The organism is Actibacterium atlanticum (assembly GCF_000671395.1).
GTDB lineage: Bacteria > Pseudomonadota > Alphaproteobacteria > Rhodobacterales > Rhodobacteraceae > Actibacterium_D > Actibacterium_D atlanticum.
Window position 1 is genome coordinate 227,133 of sequence record NZ_AQQY01000001.1, and the last position, 18,087, is coordinate 245,219.

18 protein-coding genes are annotated in these 18,087 nt (G+C 58.2%); 9 read left to right on the forward strand and 9 right to left on the reverse strand.

The window, feature by feature from the left end; translation table 11 throughout:
- Window positions 1-53: 53 nt before the first annotated feature.
- Genes ATO10_RS01145 through ATO10_RS01165 form a run of 5 tightly spaced genes read right to left on the reverse strand, consistent with a single transcriptional unit; the run spans window position 54 to window position 4,739 of the window.
- Window positions 54-692, reverse strand: a complete 639-nt coding sequence (locus ATO10_RS01145) for an aspartate/glutamate racemase family protein (protein ID WP_035248228.1) — start codon at window positions 690-692, stop codon at window positions 54-56.
- A gap of 4 nt (window positions 693-696) precedes the next feature.
- Window positions 697-1,533 carry an ABC transporter permease gene (locus tag ATO10_RS01150; RefSeq protein ID WP_035246942.1) on the reverse strand — a complete coding sequence of 279 codons (837 nt, stop codon included), beginning with the start codon at window positions 1,531-1,533 and terminating at the stop codon, window positions 697-699.
- A gap of 3 nt (window positions 1,534-1,536) precedes the next feature.
- Complete coding sequence (locus ATO10_RS01155) at window positions 1,537-2,385, reverse strand: ABC transporter permease (protein ID WP_035246945.1); 849 nt, start codon at window positions 2,383-2,385, stop codon at window positions 1,537-1,539.
- A 57-nt stretch (window positions 2,386-2,442) separates the two neighbouring features.
- Window positions 2,443-3,708 (reverse strand): ABC transporter substrate-binding protein, encoded by a 1,266-nt coding sequence (locus ATO10_RS01160; protein ID WP_155886678.1) that lies wholly within the window; start codon window positions 3,706-3,708, stop codon window positions 2,443-2,445.
- 47 nt (window positions 3,709-3,755) lie between these two features.
- Window positions 3,756-4,739, reverse strand: a complete 984-nt coding sequence (locus ATO10_RS01165; protein WP_035246951.1) for an ABC transporter ATP-binding protein — start codon at window positions 4,737-4,739, stop codon at window positions 3,756-3,758.
- A 236-nt stretch (window positions 4,740-4,975) separates the two neighbouring features.
- Between ATO10_RS01165 and ATO10_RS01175 the strand changes: the two genes are divergently transcribed.
- The gene (locus ATO10_RS01175; RefSeq protein WP_081806387.1) at window positions 4,976-5,686 is read left to right on the forward strand and encodes a GntR family transcriptional regulator; all 711 of its coding nucleotides are present in this window, start codon (window positions 4,976-4,978) and stop codon (window positions 5,684-5,686) included.
- 15 nt (window positions 5,687-5,701) lie between these two features.
- Here ATO10_RS01175 and ATO10_RS15825 read toward each other — a convergent pair whose 3' ends face one another.
- Complete coding sequence (locus tag ATO10_RS15825) at window positions 5,702-6,520, reverse strand: LytTR family DNA-binding domain-containing protein (RefSeq protein ID WP_051597877.1); 819 nt, start codon at window positions 6,518-6,520, stop codon at window positions 5,702-5,704.
- Between the two features lie 257 nt (window positions 6,521-6,777).
- On the opposite strand from ATO10_RS15825, the gene ATO10_RS01190 reads away from it, so the two are divergent.
- From ATO10_RS01190 to ATO10_RS01225, 8 genes are all read left to right on the forward strand, one after another.
- On the forward strand, window positions 6,778-7,566 hold the full coding sequence (locus tag ATO10_RS01190; RefSeq protein WP_035246958.1) for a MipA/OmpV family protein: 789 nt from the start codon (window positions 6,778-6,780) through the stop codon (window positions 7,564-7,566).
- A 28-nt stretch (window positions 7,567-7,594) separates the two neighbouring features.
- Window positions 7,595-8,803 (forward strand): fumarylacetoacetate hydrolase family protein, encoded by a 1,209-nt coding sequence (locus tag ATO10_RS01195; RefSeq protein ID WP_035246960.1) that lies wholly within the window; start codon window positions 7,595-7,597, stop codon window positions 8,801-8,803.
- A 230-nt stretch (window positions 8,804-9,033) separates the two neighbouring features.
- Window positions 9,034-9,297: a hypothetical protein gene (locus tag ATO10_RS01200; RefSeq protein WP_035246963.1), complete on the forward strand. Its 264-nt coding sequence runs from the start codon at window positions 9,034-9,036 to the stop codon at window positions 9,295-9,297.
- Between the two features lie 151 nt (window positions 9,298-9,448).
- The gene (locus tag ATO10_RS01205) at window positions 9,449-10,423 is read left to right on the forward strand and encodes an ABC transporter substrate-binding protein (RefSeq protein ID WP_035246965.1); all 975 of its coding nucleotides are present in this window, start codon (window positions 9,449-9,451) and stop codon (window positions 10,421-10,423) included.
- Window positions 10,404-11,180 carry an ABC transporter permease gene (locus tag ATO10_RS01210; RefSeq protein WP_051597878.1) on the forward strand — a complete coding sequence of 259 codons (777 nt, stop codon included), beginning with the start codon at window positions 10,404-10,406 and terminating at the stop codon, window positions 11,178-11,180. The genes ATO10_RS01205 and ATO10_RS01210 overlap by 20 nt, the downstream gene beginning before the upstream one ends.
- On the forward strand, window positions 11,177-11,773 hold the full coding sequence (locus tag ATO10_RS01215) for an ABC transporter ATP-binding protein (protein WP_035246968.1): 597 nt from the start codon (window positions 11,177-11,179) through the stop codon (window positions 11,771-11,773). The genes ATO10_RS01210 and ATO10_RS01215 overlap by 4 nt, the downstream gene beginning before the upstream one ends.
- 163 nt (window positions 11,774-11,936) lie before the next feature.
- Window positions 11,937-13,481 (forward strand): aldehyde dehydrogenase, encoded by a 1,545-nt coding sequence (gene adh / locus ATO10_RS01220; protein WP_051597879.1) that lies wholly within the window; start codon window positions 11,937-11,939, stop codon window positions 13,479-13,481.
- Window positions 13,482-13,552: 71 nt separating this feature from the next.
- Window positions 13,553-13,906, forward strand: a complete 354-nt coding sequence (locus tag ATO10_RS01225; protein WP_202898637.1) for a DUF779 domain-containing protein — start codon at window positions 13,553-13,555, stop codon at window positions 13,904-13,906.
- Here the strand turns inward: ATO10_RS01225 and ATO10_RS01230 are convergent.
- Genes ATO10_RS01230 through ATO10_RS01240 form a run of 3 tightly spaced genes read right to left on the reverse strand, consistent with a single transcriptional unit; the run spans window position 13,903 to window position 18,008 of the window.
- Entirely contained in the window at window positions 13,903-16,110 is a 2,208-nt protein-coding gene (locus ATO10_RS01230; protein ID WP_035248240.1) for a hybrid sensor histidine kinase/response regulator, read from the reverse strand. The genes ATO10_RS01225 and ATO10_RS01230 overlap by 4 nt on opposite strands.
- A 2-nt stretch (window positions 16,111-16,112) precedes the next feature.
- Window positions 16,113-17,279 carry an FIST N-terminal domain-containing protein gene (locus ATO10_RS01235; protein WP_035246971.1) on the reverse strand — a complete coding sequence of 389 codons (1,167 nt, stop codon included), beginning with the start codon at window positions 17,277-17,279 and terminating at the stop codon, window positions 16,113-16,115.
- A gap of 30 nt (window positions 17,280-17,309) precedes the next feature.
- Window positions 17,310-18,008, reverse strand: a complete 699-nt coding sequence (locus ATO10_RS01240; RefSeq protein ID WP_051597880.1) for a response regulator — start codon at window positions 18,006-18,008, stop codon at window positions 17,310-17,312.
- Window positions 18,009-18,087 lie beyond the last annotated feature (79 nt).

An 18,087-nucleotide genomic window follows, 5' to 3' on the forward strand; every position in this document is an offset into this window, starting at 1 on the left:
GAATTGGCATTCCTTAGACCCTAAGAAACATGGCCCGGCGGCTCCTGACTGCGTTATGCGGTCAGCGCATGCGCCAGACGTGCAGCCGCGGTGACGCCATCTAAAACCCTCAGGTCCAACATACGGCGCAAATCGTCGGCGATGGTGACGGCGCCGGCACATCCCAAAATCACGGCGCCGGTTTGTGCGGGCAAGTTCTGAGCGGCGCTGGCAAAGGCCTGTGCCGCGGCGCGCGGTGCGCTTTCAAGCTTGAGCACCGGCACATCTGCGGCAATGACGGTGGGCACGGCCGCGCCAAAGCCAAGCTGTTGGATATTGGCCCGGATCACCGGAACGGCGGCGTGCACCGTCGTTATGACGGCTGTTGGCCCGGGCAGCAGGCTGGCCACCACGAAACTGGCCTGTCCGATCCCGATGACCGGACAATCGGCCAAAAGCTGTGCCTGACGAAGGCCGGTGTCATCGAAACAGGCGATGATAATGGCGCACGCGCCCTGATCCGAAGCTTTTTGAACCAGCTCCAGCAGCGGGGGCACCGCTTTGGCACCGTCTTCGGGGCCTTCTATCGCCCGTGGTCCCAAGGTCGAGGTCCAGCCCTCGAAGGTTACCTCGGGCGCGGCAGCGCGGGCCGCGGTCAGGGCGCTTTGGGTCATGGATTGCGTGCTGTTGGGGTTGATCAGGATAACAGTCACGGGGTCAGACCATCCCCTTGCCAGCATCCGAGCTTTTATCCTTGCGCCGCGACGACACCCAGACCGCTAGGAAGAACAGGCCGATGACGCAAAGAGAGAAGAAGGTGGTCAGCGTGCCCAAAGCAAAGATCACCGGCGTAGTCACATTGGTTGTCATGCCAAAGATTTCCAGCGGCAGCGTGTTGTAGCTGCCCGAGGTCAGCAAGGTGCGGGCAAATTCATCATAGCTGAGCGTGAAGCCAAACAGCGCGACCCCCAGCAACGAGGGCGCGATGATCGGCAGCACCACATGGGCAATGGTCTGCCACGAGGTCGCGCCCAGATCGCGCGCGGCTTCCTCATAGCTTTTGTCAAAGCGATTGAAGACGGCGAACATGATCAACAGGCCAAAGGGCAGGGTCCAGGTCAGTTGGCTGCCATAGCCCGAGCTGGCCCAATGCACCGGCAGGCCCAGTTGGTTGAAGATCAGCCCAACCCCCAGCGACACAAGGATCGACGGGATCACCAAAGATGCAATCGCCATATAGAACAGCAGGCCAGACCCTTTGAAACGTTTGCGAAACGCCAGCCCGCCCAGCACCGAGACAACGACGGTGGTGACCATCACCATCATCCCCAAGGCGAAAGAGCGCCGGAAACTGCCCCAGATATCCCCCACGGCCTGTTCCTGAAACAGATCACGGAACCAATGGAGCGACACACCGTTCATCGGAAAGGTCAGCCCGCCCTGTGGCCCCTGAAAGCTGAGGACCCCGATGGTCAGCACAGGCCCGTATAAAAACAGCACAAACAGCGCGAAGAAGACGGCAAGGATGTAAAAACTGCGGCTTCGTTTTTCCATGGCTCACAGCTCCTTTCGGATGTCGACGAGGCGCAACAAAAGCGCGATGACGATCAGCACGGTGCACAACAACACCACCGCCGTCGCCGAGGCCGAAGGGTATTGCAGCAGGCTGATGTCGTTCGAGATCAGCCGCCCGACATTGGCGCGTTGCGAGCCCGACATGAAGCGCACGGTGATGAAATCGCCCATCACCAGCGTGGTGACAAAAATCGTACCGATCATGACGCCGGGTTTGCACAGCGGCATGATTACATGGCGCAGGGTCTGCCAGCCGCTGGCACCATTGTCGCGGGCGGCCTCGATCAACGAGCGGTCAATTCGCATCATCGAATTGAAAATCGGCACCACCATGAACAGGGTGTACAGATGAACAAAGGCCAATATTACGCTGAAATCGCTAAATAAAAGCCATTCTAGGGGTTCGTCGATAACACCCATGCTGATCAAAGCCGAATTGGCCAGACCATTGCGGCCCAGAAAGGGAATCCAGCTGATCATACGGATGATATTTGACGTCCAGAAAGGGATTGTGCACAGCAGGAACAGCCCGATTTGCCACTTCAGGCTGCGGACCTCGAAGGCCAGAAAATAGGCAACGCTAAAGCCGATCAGCAGGGTGATGATCCAGGTGATGGCCGTATATTTAAATGTGTTTAAGAACACCGTGTAAGTCACTGGTGAACTGAACAAAAACTCGTAGTTGTCCAGCTGAAAGGTCGGGTAGATCGAATACTCGGTCGCGCCCCAGAAGCTGACGATCGCGATCATGATAATGGGGGCAACAAGGAAGCCAAGCAGCACGAACGCCATTGGGGCGGCTTGCAGCCAAGCGGTGATCTGTTTGCTCATTCTTGGATCGGCCTTGCTGGGGTTGTGCAGGGGCCAACGCCCCTGCACGAAGTTGTATTAAGCGGCGATGAATTCGTTCCACTTGCGGACCATGTACTGGTTTTCGGCCATGACCGAGTTCCAGCAGGCGACTGCCCCCATGCGGTCGTAGAACGAGCCGCCGTCGCGCGTTTCGCCCGCGCCAGCCAGCTTGTCGCCGAAGGGCGAGGTGATGTCGGCGGTCGATTCCTTGCCTTCGAACCAATAGCCCCACTCGTTTTCCGACATGTAGTCCTTGGAGGTTTCCGGCACAGCCGAGTAATAGCCCTGACGCATCAGGAAGCCGCCAACCCAGCCCGACAGGTACCAGTTGATGTACTCGTAAGCTGCGTCCAGCTCCATGCCCGACAGCGAAGCCGACAGACCGATGCCGCCCCCCCAGCTGCGATAGCCTTCTTTCAGCGGCTGATACACGCACGGGATCCCGCGCGAGCGCACGGCGGTGATGGCGGGTGACCACATGGATTGGATCACGACCTCGCCTGATGCCATCAGGTTGACGCTTTCGTCGAAAGATTTCCAGAAGGCGCGGAACTGACCGGCTTTCTTGGCTTCGGTGAAGATCGCGATGGTCTTGTCGATCTCTTCCTTGGTCATGTTGCCTTTGTCGCCATAGGTGACTTCGCCCATCGCTTCGCAGACCATGGCCATGTCCATGATGCCGATCGACGAGATATCCAGGATCGAGGCCTTGCCCTTGAATTCGGGGTTCAGCAGTTCTGTCCAGCTGGTGATCGGGCGACCGATCAGATCAGGGCGGATGCCCAGCGTGTCGGCGTTGTAGATGGTCGGGATCAGGGTCATCCAACCGCTTTCATTGTCGACAAATTCGGTGCCGCCGGGGCCGTCAACAAAGCCCACCGTGTGGGGCGCGGTGCCTTGGGCGATGGTGCTTTCGGGGGTCAGTTTGCCGTTGCGGAAAATGCCGACGATCTTGTCGTAATTGGCGATCTTGCTGGCGTCCATGGCCTGAAGGTTGCCGGTGGGCCAGACCTTTTTGGCGACGAAATATTCGATGTCGGCAATGTCAAAGCTGTCGGGCTGGGTAGCCGCGCGTTGGGTAACACTGTCGGTGTCCAGCGCGGTCATTTCCAGATTGATGCCCAGATCTTCTTTTACCTTGGTGGCCACCTCATTCAGGTTCGACACACCGGTACCGAACTGGCGCAGGGTGATGTTCTTGGTTTCCTGACCCCAGACCATCGGGGCGGGTAAGGTCGAGGCGGCCAGCGCGGCGCCCCCTGATTTCAGCAATGAGCGTCGGCTATAGCGCACTTTCGAAATTGTGGTCATCTCTTCTTCCTCTCTGTTCTGCGTTTAGTGGTTCTGAGTTAGGCAAGCACCGGATGCGCGACCCGGTCTTCCCAGTCGATCCCGATCGTCTGGCCGGGTTCGCTTGGGTTGTCGAAAAACTGTGCGTCAGGCAGCAGCGCGGTGATTTCCTGCCCGCCCGCGACCTGTGCGGTCAGCGCAACATGAGCGCCTTGGTATTCAATTGCTGTGACCTGACCTTCCATGCGGCCGGTTTGTGCATCAGTGATACGCATCTGATCGGACCGCAGGGCGATGTGGCCTTGTGGCATCTGCAGCACGTTGTGCCCGCCCATGAACCGCGCAACAAAGGCGGTTTTGGGGCTGTTAAATACCTCGCGCGCGGGGCCGGCCTGTTCGATTTTGGCGTTGTTCATAACGATGATTTCATCGGCCAGCGCCAAGGCTTCGTCTTGCCCGTGGGTGACGTGGATAAAGCTGATCCCCAGTTCGCGTTGCAGGCGTTTCAGCTCGGCCCGCATGCGGATGCGCAGGAACGGGTCAAGCGCGGACAGCGGTTCATCCAGCAACAAGACCTGAGGCCGCGTGATCAGCGCACGCGCCAGTGCGACACGTTGCTGCTGCCCGCCCGAAAGCTGATCGGGGATGCGGTCTGCCAGCGCGGTCATTTCGACCAGCTCTAGCATTTCCATGGCCCGTTTATCGCGTGTGGGTTTGTCTTCGCCAGCCATGCGCAGGCTAAAGGCCACGTTATCGCGCACGCTTAGGTGCGGAAACAGTGCATAATTCTGAAACATCATCGCCGTGCCGCGCTTTGCCGGAGCCAGATGCGAGATATCGCGCCCCCCTAGCACCACCGACCCATCCGAGACGCTTTCATGCCCGGCGATCATCCGCAGCGTTGACGACTTACCACATCCTGAAGGACCGAGCAGGCAGGCATAGACTCCGGTTTTGAAGTGATGTGCGATTGCGTCCACGGCGACGGTGCCTCCGTAGCGTTTGGTCAGTGCAATCAGTTCAAGGTCTGTGTTGATCGTCATGGGATGCCCTTGCTGAGGATGTTTTCAGCAGGCGGTGGAACATCGGCTCAATGAAAGATTTTTCGCGGCAACCAAGGGGGTGGTTTCAGAAATGCGCAAAAAATTGTCGCTCGTTTTGCTGCGGCGCAGGAATTTTGTGCGCAAAATTGTATACAATTTGATTTTGCGGTGAATACGAAGGCCAATCGCCTTGCATAAGATTCGGGGGCGCTTCATGCTTGGGGCAGGAGCTTTTCATGACCAACGCCGTGCCCAATCCAGAATTCGTCAAACCCACGATCAGCGGCCCCGGCGCCAAGCTGGTAAGCGCGTTGAGTCTGGCGATCCACGAACACAAGCTGCTTCCCGGTACCAAGCTGGGCGAAGATGAGTTGAGCGAGATTTTCAATGTCTCGCGGACGGTGGTGCGTGCGGCCCTGCAGGCGTTGTCGCATTCCGAGCTGGTCGAACTGAAACGCAACCGGGGCGCGTTTGTTTCCCAACCCACCGTGCGTGAGGCGCGCGAAGTCTTTGAAGCGCGGGCTTTGCTGGAGCCGCGCACGGCGCGTTCAGCAGCCGAACGTATGAATGAGGATGCGCTGGCGCGGCTGAAGGCACATATCAAGGCCGAACACGATGCCATCGCCGCAGGCGAGTCCGGCAAAGCCCTGCGCCTTTCTGGGCACTTCCATATCGAGATTTCCCATATCGCGGATCAGACCACGATCGCCGGTTTTATCGAGCGGCTGGTGGCGCGGTCCTCGTTGATCATCGCTTTGTATTGGAAACGCCAAAGCGCCTTGTGCGAAAAGCATGCGCATCATGCGCTGGTTGATGCCTTGGGGCGCGGCGACGGGGACGAGGCAGAAGAGCTTATGAAAAGCCATCTGCTGGACATTGTCACGGCGCTGGATTTGCGCGATGCCCCGGCACCCGCCGTCAACCTGAGCGACATCCTGACACCGTAACGCGTTTTCGCGCGTTCAAGTTTGCAGAAGGCGTTTCAATTCGGCGTGTCGGCGGCGGCTTACCGGAATTTGGGTGCCATCGCTTAGGACACAGATATAGCTGCTGCCTTTGGGGGCCAGACGCAGTACGTGTTTTTGGCGCACCCAGTGGGACCGGTGCACCTGCAACCCGGCAAAGGGTTTCAGCCTTTCCACGCAATCCGCGAACCGCCCCCCCAGCATTGTTGTGCCCAATGTGGTGCGCACATGTACATAGTGGTCGTTGGCGCTGACACTGATCAGATCTTCGCCCAACTCGTGCGGCAATGAAGGAAAGACGCTGCGCAGGGCAGGCTCTTTGGCGAAATGCGCCTGTAGACGGCGCCGATGACGGATCACAAACCCGGCGGATTTGATCGCAATAAATGCCGCCAGAGACACCAACCCAATTGAGGGCAACGCCACACGGCCCAGCTCTTCGAGCAGCCCATCGGGGGCGCCAGCGGGCACGCCCATGATTTTGGCCAGACCCGCTTCGACAGCCAATGATAAGGGGGCCAGCCCCAAAGGCAGCCCCAGAACCGCGACAGCTGTGGCCCACAGCAAGGGCAGCCCCAGCCGCAGCGCCACCGCTGCGATGGCGATAAAGATCGCGGCGGCTCCGACGATGTGCAAAACCCAATGCATCAGCGCCAGCCCAAAAGGTAACCCCTGAGTCGCCGCCGGGTTGAGCGCGGCAATGATCCCTGCCAGCAAAAAAGCGAAACCTGCGATGGCAGCACCGACGCGCAGGCGGTTGGCCGGTTCGACTTTCAGAATGGCGCGGATTTCGTTCAGTTGTATATCGGTCAGCATGATGTCCGTGATCCCTGACGGGCGTGTTCAATCCCCCAAAGAATAGGTGTCGCGTTTGGGTGCGCCTAGGGCAAATTCGCGAACGGTCGATATTGACCGTTCGCGAGGGCAGCATCCCCATTCGCGATTTTTTCCTGTGGTTTCAAGCGTCTTTCCTTTCCGTGCGGCCTTGGCGCGCTCAATTTTCGGGTATCGCAGCGGCGGTCCGTGATTGGCCCGTTGCGCCCCATGAAAATACCTATTGAAAGGTCACGAACATGAAACTGAAACAGCTTATGTCCACATTGGGCGCGCCAGTCGCAGGGCTAACCTTGCTTATGACAGCAGTGCCCGCTGCGGCGCAGGACGGATTTGTCTCGGGGGTTGCTGGACTGGGCTTGTCCTATGGTCCCAGCTTTTTGGGGTCTGACGAAAGTGAGACCGGTGTCATTCCCATTTTTGACCTGAAGATTGGCAGCTATGGTTTCTTTAATCAGCGCGGTCTTGGCCTGCAGAATGCGGTCGAACTGGGCGCTGGCACGCTGCGCTATGGGGCCGGGGTTGGCTATGACTTTGAGGAACGTATCGCGGCGGATGACGCGCGCCTGACTGGCCTGCCGGATGTCGAAGCGGGCACCAGTGCCAATGCGTTTGTGGAATATGAAACGGGCCCGCTGGCGTTTGGGCTGGATCTGCAAAAGGGGTTATCCAGCGATGGTCCTGAAGGGCTGCGCGCCAAGCTCTATGGCAGCTATGGCACCCAGCTGAATGAACGGACCCGGCTGTCGGTCAGCCCCTATGTGATTTGGGCAGATGATGACTGGATGGATGCCTATTTCACCGTCACGCCCGGGCAGGCAGCCACATCGGGTTTGGCGGCGTTTGATGCGTCCTCGGGTCTGGCGCAGGGCGGGGTGACCTTCACTGGCAGCTACGCGGTAAGCGCGCGCGCGGTGTTCTTTGCCAGCCTCGATTTCTCGACCCTTGCGGGGGATGCCAAGGACAGCAGTCTCAGCTTTGACGACACGCAGACCAGCCTGTCCACTGGCATCATGTTCCGATTCTAAGACCTGTCCAAACCAAAGGACGTATAAAATGAAATATCCTATTTCTTTAACGGTGGCCGCAATCGGAGTGGCCACCGGTTTGTGGATGATACAGCCCGAAGACCCAGAGCGCCGGAACCCGTTTGATCGTGAAGACAGCGCCCTGGCCCCGCAGATACTGCCACCTGAGCAAGGGTTGACGCTTGCGCTTGAACGTAAAGGGGCAGGGGATGCGCCACATGTTCTTTTGGTGACGGGGCTGAAGGCGGGACAGATTAACGCCATTGATCTGACTGCGCAGGGCCTGACATCGAAGACGGATTTCTTTGATGTCATGGCCGAAATCGGGGGGGACCGTCTGGCCGATCTTGCAAGTGCTGCGGTGCCCACTGTGACACGCGGCTTTCAGGACCTTTTGCCGGCAGCCGGCCCAGCCAGCCGCCATGTCGCCAGCGGCACCAATTTCCGTGAACATCAGGAAGAGACCAATGCGCAATCGGTTTTCAACTTTCCCAAGTTCGGGACCGCCACGCCCCCGGTAACGACTGTGTCATTCGAGGCCGGGGAACTGCTGGATTACGAGGTTGAAATCTGCACCCGGTTTGATCGCGATATCACCCGGATCGAGGATTTCGATGCGGCGCGAAAAGGGTTCTTCCTGTGCGGAGATTTCAGTGATCGTGCGGTTCTGTCGCGCATGATCGACCCGGATGACTTTGATTCCGGTTCGGGCTTCAGCGATGCCAAAAGCGGGCCGGGGCATTTTCCGTCGGGCGGGCTGTTTGTTGTCCCGCATGATTGGAAAGCATTTGTCGATCAGGAGCGTCTGATGACCCTGGTAAATGGCGACCTGCGGCAGGATACGCGGGCCTCGGGCATGATCCTGTCGTTTCGTGCGCTGGTAGAGCAGGTTCTGAGCGATACTGAATCGACCCGATTTCTGTATCAGGGCCGGAATTGGCATCTGGTTGAGGACGGCATCATCGCCCGGGATCAGGTGTTGATGTCGGGCACCTCGGAAGGGGTGATTTTTATTCCGCCAACCACGCGGCAGATTTTGCGCGGCGCTGTGCGCTATGTAACTTACGGCAGCTTTCTGCGAGGAGGCTCCGCTTATGATGCGGTGATTCAAAGCTTTCTGAGCGAAGAGCACAAAGCAGGGCGATATTTACAACCGGGGGATCAGGTGGTGCACGCCTCGTCCAGTATGGGGCAAATAAACGTCGAGGTCCGTGCTGCGGATAGCGATCAGCGGTAATGGTCGGAACCAAGTAACCTGATGCGGATCGTTGTTCCGCCAAGTGCCGGAGCTGTTCATAAGTAGGTTACATTATGAGCTTTTACCCCGATCGCGTGCTGTTTGGGAGGGCGAAGCCCCGGTGATTGGCGAATTTTTGCACCACTTTCCGGCGCGTGCAAAAAACTTCTGTTGCTCTAAAAGTGAATCAGGTATGACCGGAAGTAATTGTTATTTAGAGGATACGGAACATGATCCGGATGTTTACTGCTGCTGCGGCACTGGCTCTGGCCTCGACCGCATCGTTTGCTCAAAATGCCCCTTCGGAAGGCGTGCCCGCACCGCAGGCAACGCAGTCGCTTGAGGGTCTGGCACTCTTGAATGCAGGTCCCAGCGGGATCGTTCTTACAGAAGCAGGCCTGGCCCTGTTTGCTGGCATCGGTTTTATCGGTGTCGTTACAGTTATTGATGGTGACGATACGGTTTCAACAACCTCGACTCCGAGCACGAACTAAGCATTCTGCCATATCGAAATTGAAAGAGCCGGCCTTTTTTGGGCGGGCTCTTTTGCTTTGGGGATCTGTTATTCAGACTAAAGTGTCGTTTTGGTTTAGGCGCGAGCTGGCATAGACTTTTTCAAACCCCAATCGGGGTGAGGAGGAGACTATGCAGATTATGAAATGGGCCGCCGCATCGGTCCTGACTTCCGTGTTTTCGATCACCACAGCGCAGGCGGAAACGCCGGTTCTTGATATCGCTGTGCTTGAGATCGGCACCGTGAACTGGGAGCTGGACACGATCCAGCACTATGGTTTTGACAAGGCCAACGGGTTTGAGCTGAACGTCACGGGCATGGCGGGTACCGCTGCCACCCGGATCGCGCTGCAGGCCGGAGAGGCCGATATTGCCGTTGCCGACTGGATTTGGGTCGCGCGTCAGCGCGCCGCGGGCAAAGATCTGGTCTTTGTGCCCTATTCCAAATCTGTTGGCACGCTGATGGTCAAAGAGGATGCGCCGGCGCAAAGTTTGGCGGATCTGGCCGGGGCGAAAATTGGCATCGCCGGTGGCCCGGTCGACAAAAGCTGGCTGATCCTGCAGGCCTATGCCAAGCAGCAATATGATATGGATCTGGCCGCCAGCACCGAGCAGGTGTTTGGCGCACCGCCACTGATTTTCAAATCGGCCCTGAAGGGCGAGGTCGATGGCGCCATTAACTTCTGGCATTTTGCGGCCAAGATGGAGGCGCGCGGTCTGCGCCCGTTGGCCAGCGTGTCCGAAGCCGCGATCGCATTGGGGCTGGACCCCGAAGTGCCGATGCTGGGCTATGTGTTCCATGGCGACATGGTACGTGAACATCCTGAAGTCGTTGCGGGTTTTGCCGCCGCATCGCGCGCGGCCAAGGAAAAGCTGGCGTCGGACCCTGCCGCTTGGGACCGTCTGCGCCCGCGCATGCGCGCCGACAAAGATGCCGATTTTGAAGCGCTGAAAGCCGGTTTCATTGCGGGTATTCCGCAGCCCGGCCCGATTGACGCCGAGGCCGCCGCCAAGGTGCTGGCGCTTATGGCCGAGCTGGGTGGCGAAAAGCTGGTCGGCGAGGCCGAGAGCCTGCCGGAGGGTGTGTTTGTCCAACCGCTCAACTGACCCGAGCGACGGTGCGGTCATCGCGGTCCGCATCGCCTCGTTCCTTGCCATTCTGGTTTTGTGGTGGCTGGCAGCCCTTCGTGTATCCGATCCGCAAACTCTTCCGGCGCCTGCCCATGTGGCTGGCGCCATTTGGCGTGAACTTATCCAAGGAGAGCTGCTGCCGCATCTGATGGCGACTCTGGGGCGGGTCATCGCCGCCTTTGCCGTGGCCATGTCGATCGGTTTGATGCTGGGCCTGTGGATGGGGCGTAGTCGCGGGGCGAACCTTTGGCTTGATAACCTTTTGATTATCATGCTCAATCTGCCCGCTCTGGTGACCATCGTACTGTGTTATCTGTGGCTGGGCCTGACCGAGGTGGCAGCGGTTACCGCCGTGGCGTTGAACAAGATTCCAATGGTGACGGTGATGATGCGGGAAGGCGCGCGCGCGCTTGATCCGCGTTTGGATGACATGACCCGCATCTTTACCCCCCCGCGCAGGGTTGCGTTGCGCCACGTCGTTCTGCCGCAGCTGGCACCACATCTGGCCAGCGCGGGCCGGGCCGGTCTGGCGGTGATCTGGAAGATCGTGCTGGTGGTTGAATTTCTGGGCCGTCCCAATGGGGTAGGCTTTCAGATTCATCTGGGATTTCAGCTGTTTGATGTGACCATGGTGCTGGTCTATGCGCTGTCGTTTGTGGTGATTATGCTGGCGGTCGAGGCCCTGATCCTGCGCCCATGGGAGCGCCACGCCAATCGGTGGAGGCAGCCATGATTCATCTTTCGCTGCAACAAAAAGCGTTTGAAGACGAGGTCGTTCTGGGGCCGTTGGAGTTCAAGCTGCAACCGGGTGAACGTGTGGCGATCCTGGGCCCTTCGGGGATAGGCAAATCGACCTTGTTGCGGATCATCGCAGGGCTTGACCCTCGGTTTGAGGGCACCCGTCACTTGCAGGGGCGTCTGGCGATGGTATTTCAGGAACCCACCTTGTTACCCTGGCGCGACGCCGTGCAAAACATCACGCTGATCACCGGGGTCGGCGTGCAAAAAGCGCAGGACGTTCTGGCCGAGGTCGGGCTGGCAGGCAAAGAAACGCAGTTTCCCGGCCAGCTCTCGCTGGGCCAGCAGCGCCGTTTGTCGCTGGCGCGGGCTTTGGCCGCAGACCCTGAAATCCTGATTCTGGACGAACCTTTCGCCTCGCTGGATGAACAGGTTGCCGAGGAAATGATGGCCCTGACCGCCGGCCTGATTAAAGACCGCAGCATGAGCTGCCTTCTGGTGACTCATTCACAGCGCGAAGCTCGGGCGATTGCAGACCATATCTTGCGTCTGGATGGTGCTCCGGCCCAGTTAAATAAGGCCTCTTAAGGGTGTTACGACCAAAGTCGTAGATACCAATGTCCAATTTCTGCCACAGCGGGTGATTTCTAAGCTGAACGCGCACCGAACATGGTTGCTGCTCATCAACTGCAAAGGATCGCCCATGGGTTTCGCTGCACTCATAAACAACTTGTTTCGTGGGAGGAACGATATGAATATTCAAGCCGGTCAGCACAGCGCTGCCCTCGACGTCTCGCATCTCGACGTTGAGTTCCCGTTTAAAGCCCGTTACGGCAACTTCATCAACGGTGAGTTCGTCGAGCCGAAGTCGGGTCAGTACTTTGAAAACACCACTCCGATCACTGGCGAAGTCCTGTGTGAAGTTGCTCGTTCGAATTCCGAAGATGTCGACATGGCTCTGGACGCTGCTCACGCTGCTTTCCCGGCCTGGGGTAAGACTTCGACCACCGAGCGTTCCAACATGCTGCTGAAAATCGCAGACATCATGGAAGCCAACCACCAGCTGCTGGCAACTGCCGAGACTCTGGACAACGGTAAGCCGATCCGTGAATCCATCGCGGCTGACGTTGCACTGTGTATCGACCACTGGCGTTACTTCGCCGGCTGCATCCGCGCCGAAGAAGGTGGCATCTCGGAAATCGACTCCACCACCTATGCGTACCACATCCCCGAGCCTCTGGGTGTTGTTGGTCAGATCATTCCTTGGAACTTCCCGCTGCTGATGGCTGTGTGGAAACTGGCACCTGCACTGGCCGCTGGTAACTGCGTTGTTATGAAGCCTGCCGAGCAGACTCCTGCGTCGATCCTGGTTCTGATTGAACTGATCGCCGACGTTCTGCCCGCTGGTGTTCTGAACATCGTAAACGGCTTTGGTCTGGAAGCTGGTAAGCCGCTGGCTTCGTCGAACCGCATTGCTAAAATCGCGTTCACTGGTGAAACCACCACTGGCCGTCTGATCATGCAGTACGCTTCGCAGAACCTTATCCCGGTTACTCTGGAACTGGGCGGCAAGTCGCCGAACATCTTCTTCGAAGACGTGATGGATGCTGACGACGAGTACTTCGACAAGTGTCTTGAAGGCTTCACCATGTTCGCGCTGAACCAGGGCGAGGTTTGCACCTGCCCGTCGCGCGCGCTGATCCAGGAATCGATCTATGAAGCTTTCATCGAGCGCGCAATCGAGCGTGTGAAAGCCGTCAAGCAGGGCAACCCGCTGTCGATGGATACCATGATCGGTGCTCAGGCTTCGACCGAGCAAAAAGAGAAGATTTCGTCCTACCTGCAACTGGGTAAAGACGAAGGCGCAGAGTGCCTGACCGGTGGCAACGTATCGTCGCTGGGTGGTGATCTGGACAACGGCAACTTCATCGAGCCGACTGTCTTCAAAGGTCACAACAAAATGCGCATCTTCCAGGAAGAGATCTTCGGCCCTGTGCTGTCGGTCACGACCTTCAAGGACGAAGCTGAAGCTCTGGAAATCGCGAATGACACGCTTTACGGCCTGGGCGCTGGCGTCTGGACCCGTAACGGCAACCGTGCATTCGAATTCGGCCGCGGCATTCAGGCCGGTCGTGTTTGGACCAACTGCTACCACGCTTACCCGGCACACGCTGCCTTCGGTGGCTACAAGCAGTCGGGCATCGGTCGCGAGAACCACAAGATGATGCTGGATCATTACCGTCAGACCAAGAACCTGCTGGTAAGCTACAGCCCCAACGCTCTGGGCTTCTTCTAAAGAACCCGCCATCCGGCCCTCTGGAAACAGGGGGCCGGATTCCTTATATCTGCTGGTCTAGAGGAGGCGACATGGCAGAGACTCAATCAAGCGAAATGACCGTAACCGCGACCCCGGCCGCGCTGGCTCTTATCAAAGAGCTGCAGCTGAGCCACGGCGCGGAATTGTTGTTTCACCAGTCCGGTGGCTGTTGTGACGGTTCGGCCCCGATGCTGTTTGCAAAGGGCGATTACCTGACAGGCGGCAATGATGTTCTGGTGGGCGAAATTGGCGGTGTACCGTTCTATATGAACGACGATCAGTACTCGCGCTGGAAGCACACAGACCTGATCATTGATGCCATTGACGGGATCGGCGGGATGTTCTCGCTGGAGAACGGAACTGGCAAACGGTTCCTGACCCGTTCGGATGTCTGCATGCGTTAATCGCGCTGCGCCTTTGACAAAAAGGCGCGCAGAAGATCTGCATCCAAGGGTTTATGCATCATCGAAACTCCGGCCTGGTCGCATTCATCGGCCAGGCTCGAGGTCCGATTGGCAGTGATAATACAGGCGGGCAGGGGCCCGTGCTGTTTGCGCAATGCAATCACCGCGTCCAATCCCAACAAATCATCATCCAACTGATAGTCCGCCACGATCACATCGGGTGAGATGTCGACTTCCTTCAGCAACGCTTCGGCCTCGGCAAGGCTGGCGCAGGGCAAAACGTCGGCGGACCACCCCTCCAGCGTCAGGGTCAGCGCATCGCGCAGCTCGGCGTCATTTTCGATCAGAAGAATGATCAGATGTTCCAAACCGTCGCGCGGTTGCGTGTCATTGGTAGAAACAGTCGTTTGGGCCCCAAGCTGTTCGGGGGCCAGGGGCAGTTCGATCGAAAAACATGTCCCTTGTCCCAGTTTTGAACTGAGATGCAGCGGGTGTTGCAGGGTGCGACAGGCGCGCTCTACGATTGCCAGACCTAGACCCATACCATTGGCGGGGCTGGCCGACGCATTAAGCCGATGGAACTCATCAAAGACGCGCTCTTGCTGATTTTCGGGGATGCCGGGGCCGGTGTCCCAAACCTCAACCCGCACCCCGCCACGGACACGGCGCGCGCCCACCAGAACCCGCCCGCTTTCAGTATAGCGGACCGCGTTGGACATGAGATTTTGCAGAATCCGCCGCAAATAAGTTGCATCCGACAGGACGACAGCGTCGGTGCAGACCACCCGCATTTCCAGACCCTTTTGATGGGCAATCGGGCGCATTTCATCGCTGAGCTGCTCCAACAACACGCGCAGCGGCACCGCCGAGACATGGACGGCGGCCTGCCCGGAATCCAGCTTGGAGATGTCCAGCAGGGCGCCCAGAATCTGTTCTACGCTCAGCAGGGCGTTGCTGGCTTTTTCCAACCTCTCGCCCTGAGGGCTGTGCGCATGTTCAACCTCGACCGAGGTGACATAGAGCTTGGCCGCTGACAGGGGCTGTAGCAGGTCATGGCTGGCGGCGGCGACGAAACGGGACTTAGAGGCGTTCGCGCGTTCAGCTTCAGACAGGGCGTCCTCTAGCTCGAGCGTGCGTTCCATCACTCGCAATTCCAATGTTTCCTTGGCGTTCGAGATCGCGCGCACGGCGGCGCGTTCAGCGGAGACATCGGTAAAGCTGATCACGAAGCCATCATCAGGCATCGCCTGCGCAAACACGGCCAGAATGCGATCGTTCGACAGGCTCAGTTCAAATGACAAGGGCGCACGGCGGGTGGTGGCGCGGACCCAACGGTCGATGACCTCGGGCGAATGATCGTCTTCAAATTCGACAGACTCGCGGATGCGTTCCAGAACCATGTCGAAATGCGTGCCCACCAGAAACCGACCATAGGGGATCGACAGAAGCTCTCCGACGCGGCGGTTCCAGCCCGCCAGCCGGCTTTGCGCGTCGAAAATGCACACGCCCTGATCCAGATGGTCCAGCGTGGCGCGGATAAGCCGGGCCTGATCATCCAAAAGGCGTTCGCGTTCCTGGCGTTCGATCAGGACCATGTCCGTTACATCGGTTTGCAGCACCACGGTGCCGCCATCCGGCGTTCGGTGTTCAGAAACCTGCAACCAGCGTGACCCTGCCATCCGGGCGTTAAAGACCACGTGGTTGTCCTTGTGGCGCGCCATGCGTTTTTCACGCCACTCGACGGCACTTTCCCCGTCAGGCAGCGCCAGAAACGGGCTGTTGGCAACAAGGGTGACGTAATCTTCAAACGGCAGGCCGGGTTTCAGCAGCGGGTGGATATCGCGCATGTGTTTGCCAAAACGCGAGTTGCACATAACCAGCTTTTCGTCGGCGTCAAACAGCGCGAAACCTTCCTGCACTGTTTCGATCGCATTGGCGAGGTTGGCGCGCGCCGCTTCGGTTTCGGCGTTCGCCAAAGCCAGTTTCGCGTTGGAATCATTCAGCAGGTCCAGCGCACGTTCCAGTTCCTGCGTGCGGGCGCGCACGGTCTCTTCCAACATCGCGGCACGCTGGAACTGGGCATAGGCTGCCCCGGACTCATCTGTGTCCTGCTCAACACGCCGCATCAACGACTCTGCAATCTTACGCAGCTTGTCGTTTTGGCGTTCCAGCGAGTCTTGTTCGTTTATCAGAGAATCGAGAATGTTCACGAGGGCGGCGGATAGATGGCGACACCTGTCAGTGTCTGGTTAACATGCATGGAATTAATTTGCTCTCCATAGGTGCAAAAGCCAAGCACGTTATAGTCTGACAATAATTTAGAAATATGACCAGCGTTCTGATTTTGCTCGGCTTCCATGCGTCTGAACAAGCATTCGCAGGCCAGAATCGCATCCGGGCGGCCGCGTTCGGACAGATGTTCCAGTTCTCCGGCAAGGTGGCTTACCATATCAGTGGCTTCCGCCAGCGTCAGAACCAGCCCTTCGTCGATTGCTGAAAAGAACACCAGATCGCCGTTTTCAGCCACCTGCTGGATCGAACGCACATGATGCTGCCCGCCAATGCGCACCACCAAAGGGTGGGCGGCAAAGGTGAAGGTCGTCAATTGGTTGGGGTCTTTGCCCACCAGTCGCGCGTATTCCCGCGCGGCGGGTTCGGCGTTGATTTCGTGGACGATTCGCTGATCGGGTGAGGCGCTTGTCACCACCATCCGCCGCTCTGTCGGTTCGAAATGGTCGGTTTTGAAGACCTCGACACGGCAATTGGTGCGGACCTGCGCGATCACCGCCGCGTTCGACATGACCTGACCGTCATGCATGACGAAGGTTTCGCCAAAACGCTGGGCGTCTCCGGCCGAGCCCCCAAACAGCGGCACTGGCCCCAGACCCGCCGCGATTTCCGAGGTCAGCGCGTCTTCCAGCGTCGACATGCCGTCGATCAGCATGAAGTTGAATTCGTACCCCCAGTCGGGCTCTTCGCGCATCAAGGCGTTGCGGGTTTGAATCATGCCATCGATCAATGTCTGACCGTCGAAATTGGTCAGATCTTCAACCAACAAGGTGCGCGCGCGGAAACTGGTGCGCGGCAGACCCATGGCGACGATCTTCCCCTCAGCATAGCCACTATGGCCGATTTCACCGGCTGTTGTGCAGCCAATTACCATCGTGTCCCCAAAGGCGGCTTTGGCTTGTTTGGCGATTTGGTGGATGTCTGCCTTTGGGCTGACGAAAAGCGCGACCATCTCAAGCGGTTCAGGCCCCATGGCGGCGGCGAGCCGGTCCACAGGGTTAGCGTCGTCATGTGCGACTACGGCTGTACGCACGATCTCCGGCGCACGTTCAAGCGCCCCGGATGGACCGGTGATTTGGTCCATCTCTCTCCTCCCGAAAATCTTACACTGATCTTAGAGCGGTGTGCCCGAATCGTGCAAGACGTTTGCAAAGCTGGTTTCCTTGGCCAGCAGCACGGCCTGTGTGCGGCTTTGGACCCCCAGTTTGCGCATGATCGCAGTGACATGCGCCTTCACCGTTGTTTCGGCGATAGACAGGTCATAGGCGATCTGTTTGTTCAGCTTGCCCTCGCAGATCAGCTGCAAGATGCGCGCCTGTTGATTTGTGAGCGACTCAAGACGGCTTACGGCGTCATCCGCAGCGGCGGCCGTGTCATTCTCCAGCAGGACATAGCCCTTGGGAATAAAGGTTTCGCTGCGGGTCAGTGTTTCGATCGCCGACTGGAATACATCGCGTTGGCTGTGCTTGGGCACAAAGCCGGACGCGCCGGCGTGGATGACAGAACTGATGATGCGGTTGTCCGCCATCGAGGACACAACCACAACCGGCGCTTTGGCCGCGCGGCGCAGGCGGATCAAACCATCCAGCCCGTTCACGTCAGGCAGGTTCAGATCCAGCACCACCAGGTCAGGGCTGCCATGTTGCGCGATATGTTCAAGCGCATCATTCAAGCAGCTTGCGGTGTGAATTTTTTCAATCGGGGCAACGGCCTGCAGAGTCATCGACAACGCATCGCAGAAAAGCGGGTGGTCATCCACGATCAACGCCGTGTGAAAAACCGTATCGCCTTGAGATGTGCGCGCGTGCTGCATTTTGATCCTGTTACCTTTTGTGTTTCCCTGAGCGTAGCAAGGGAGTCCTTAAGTGCATACTAAGCCAATAGTCGTATAA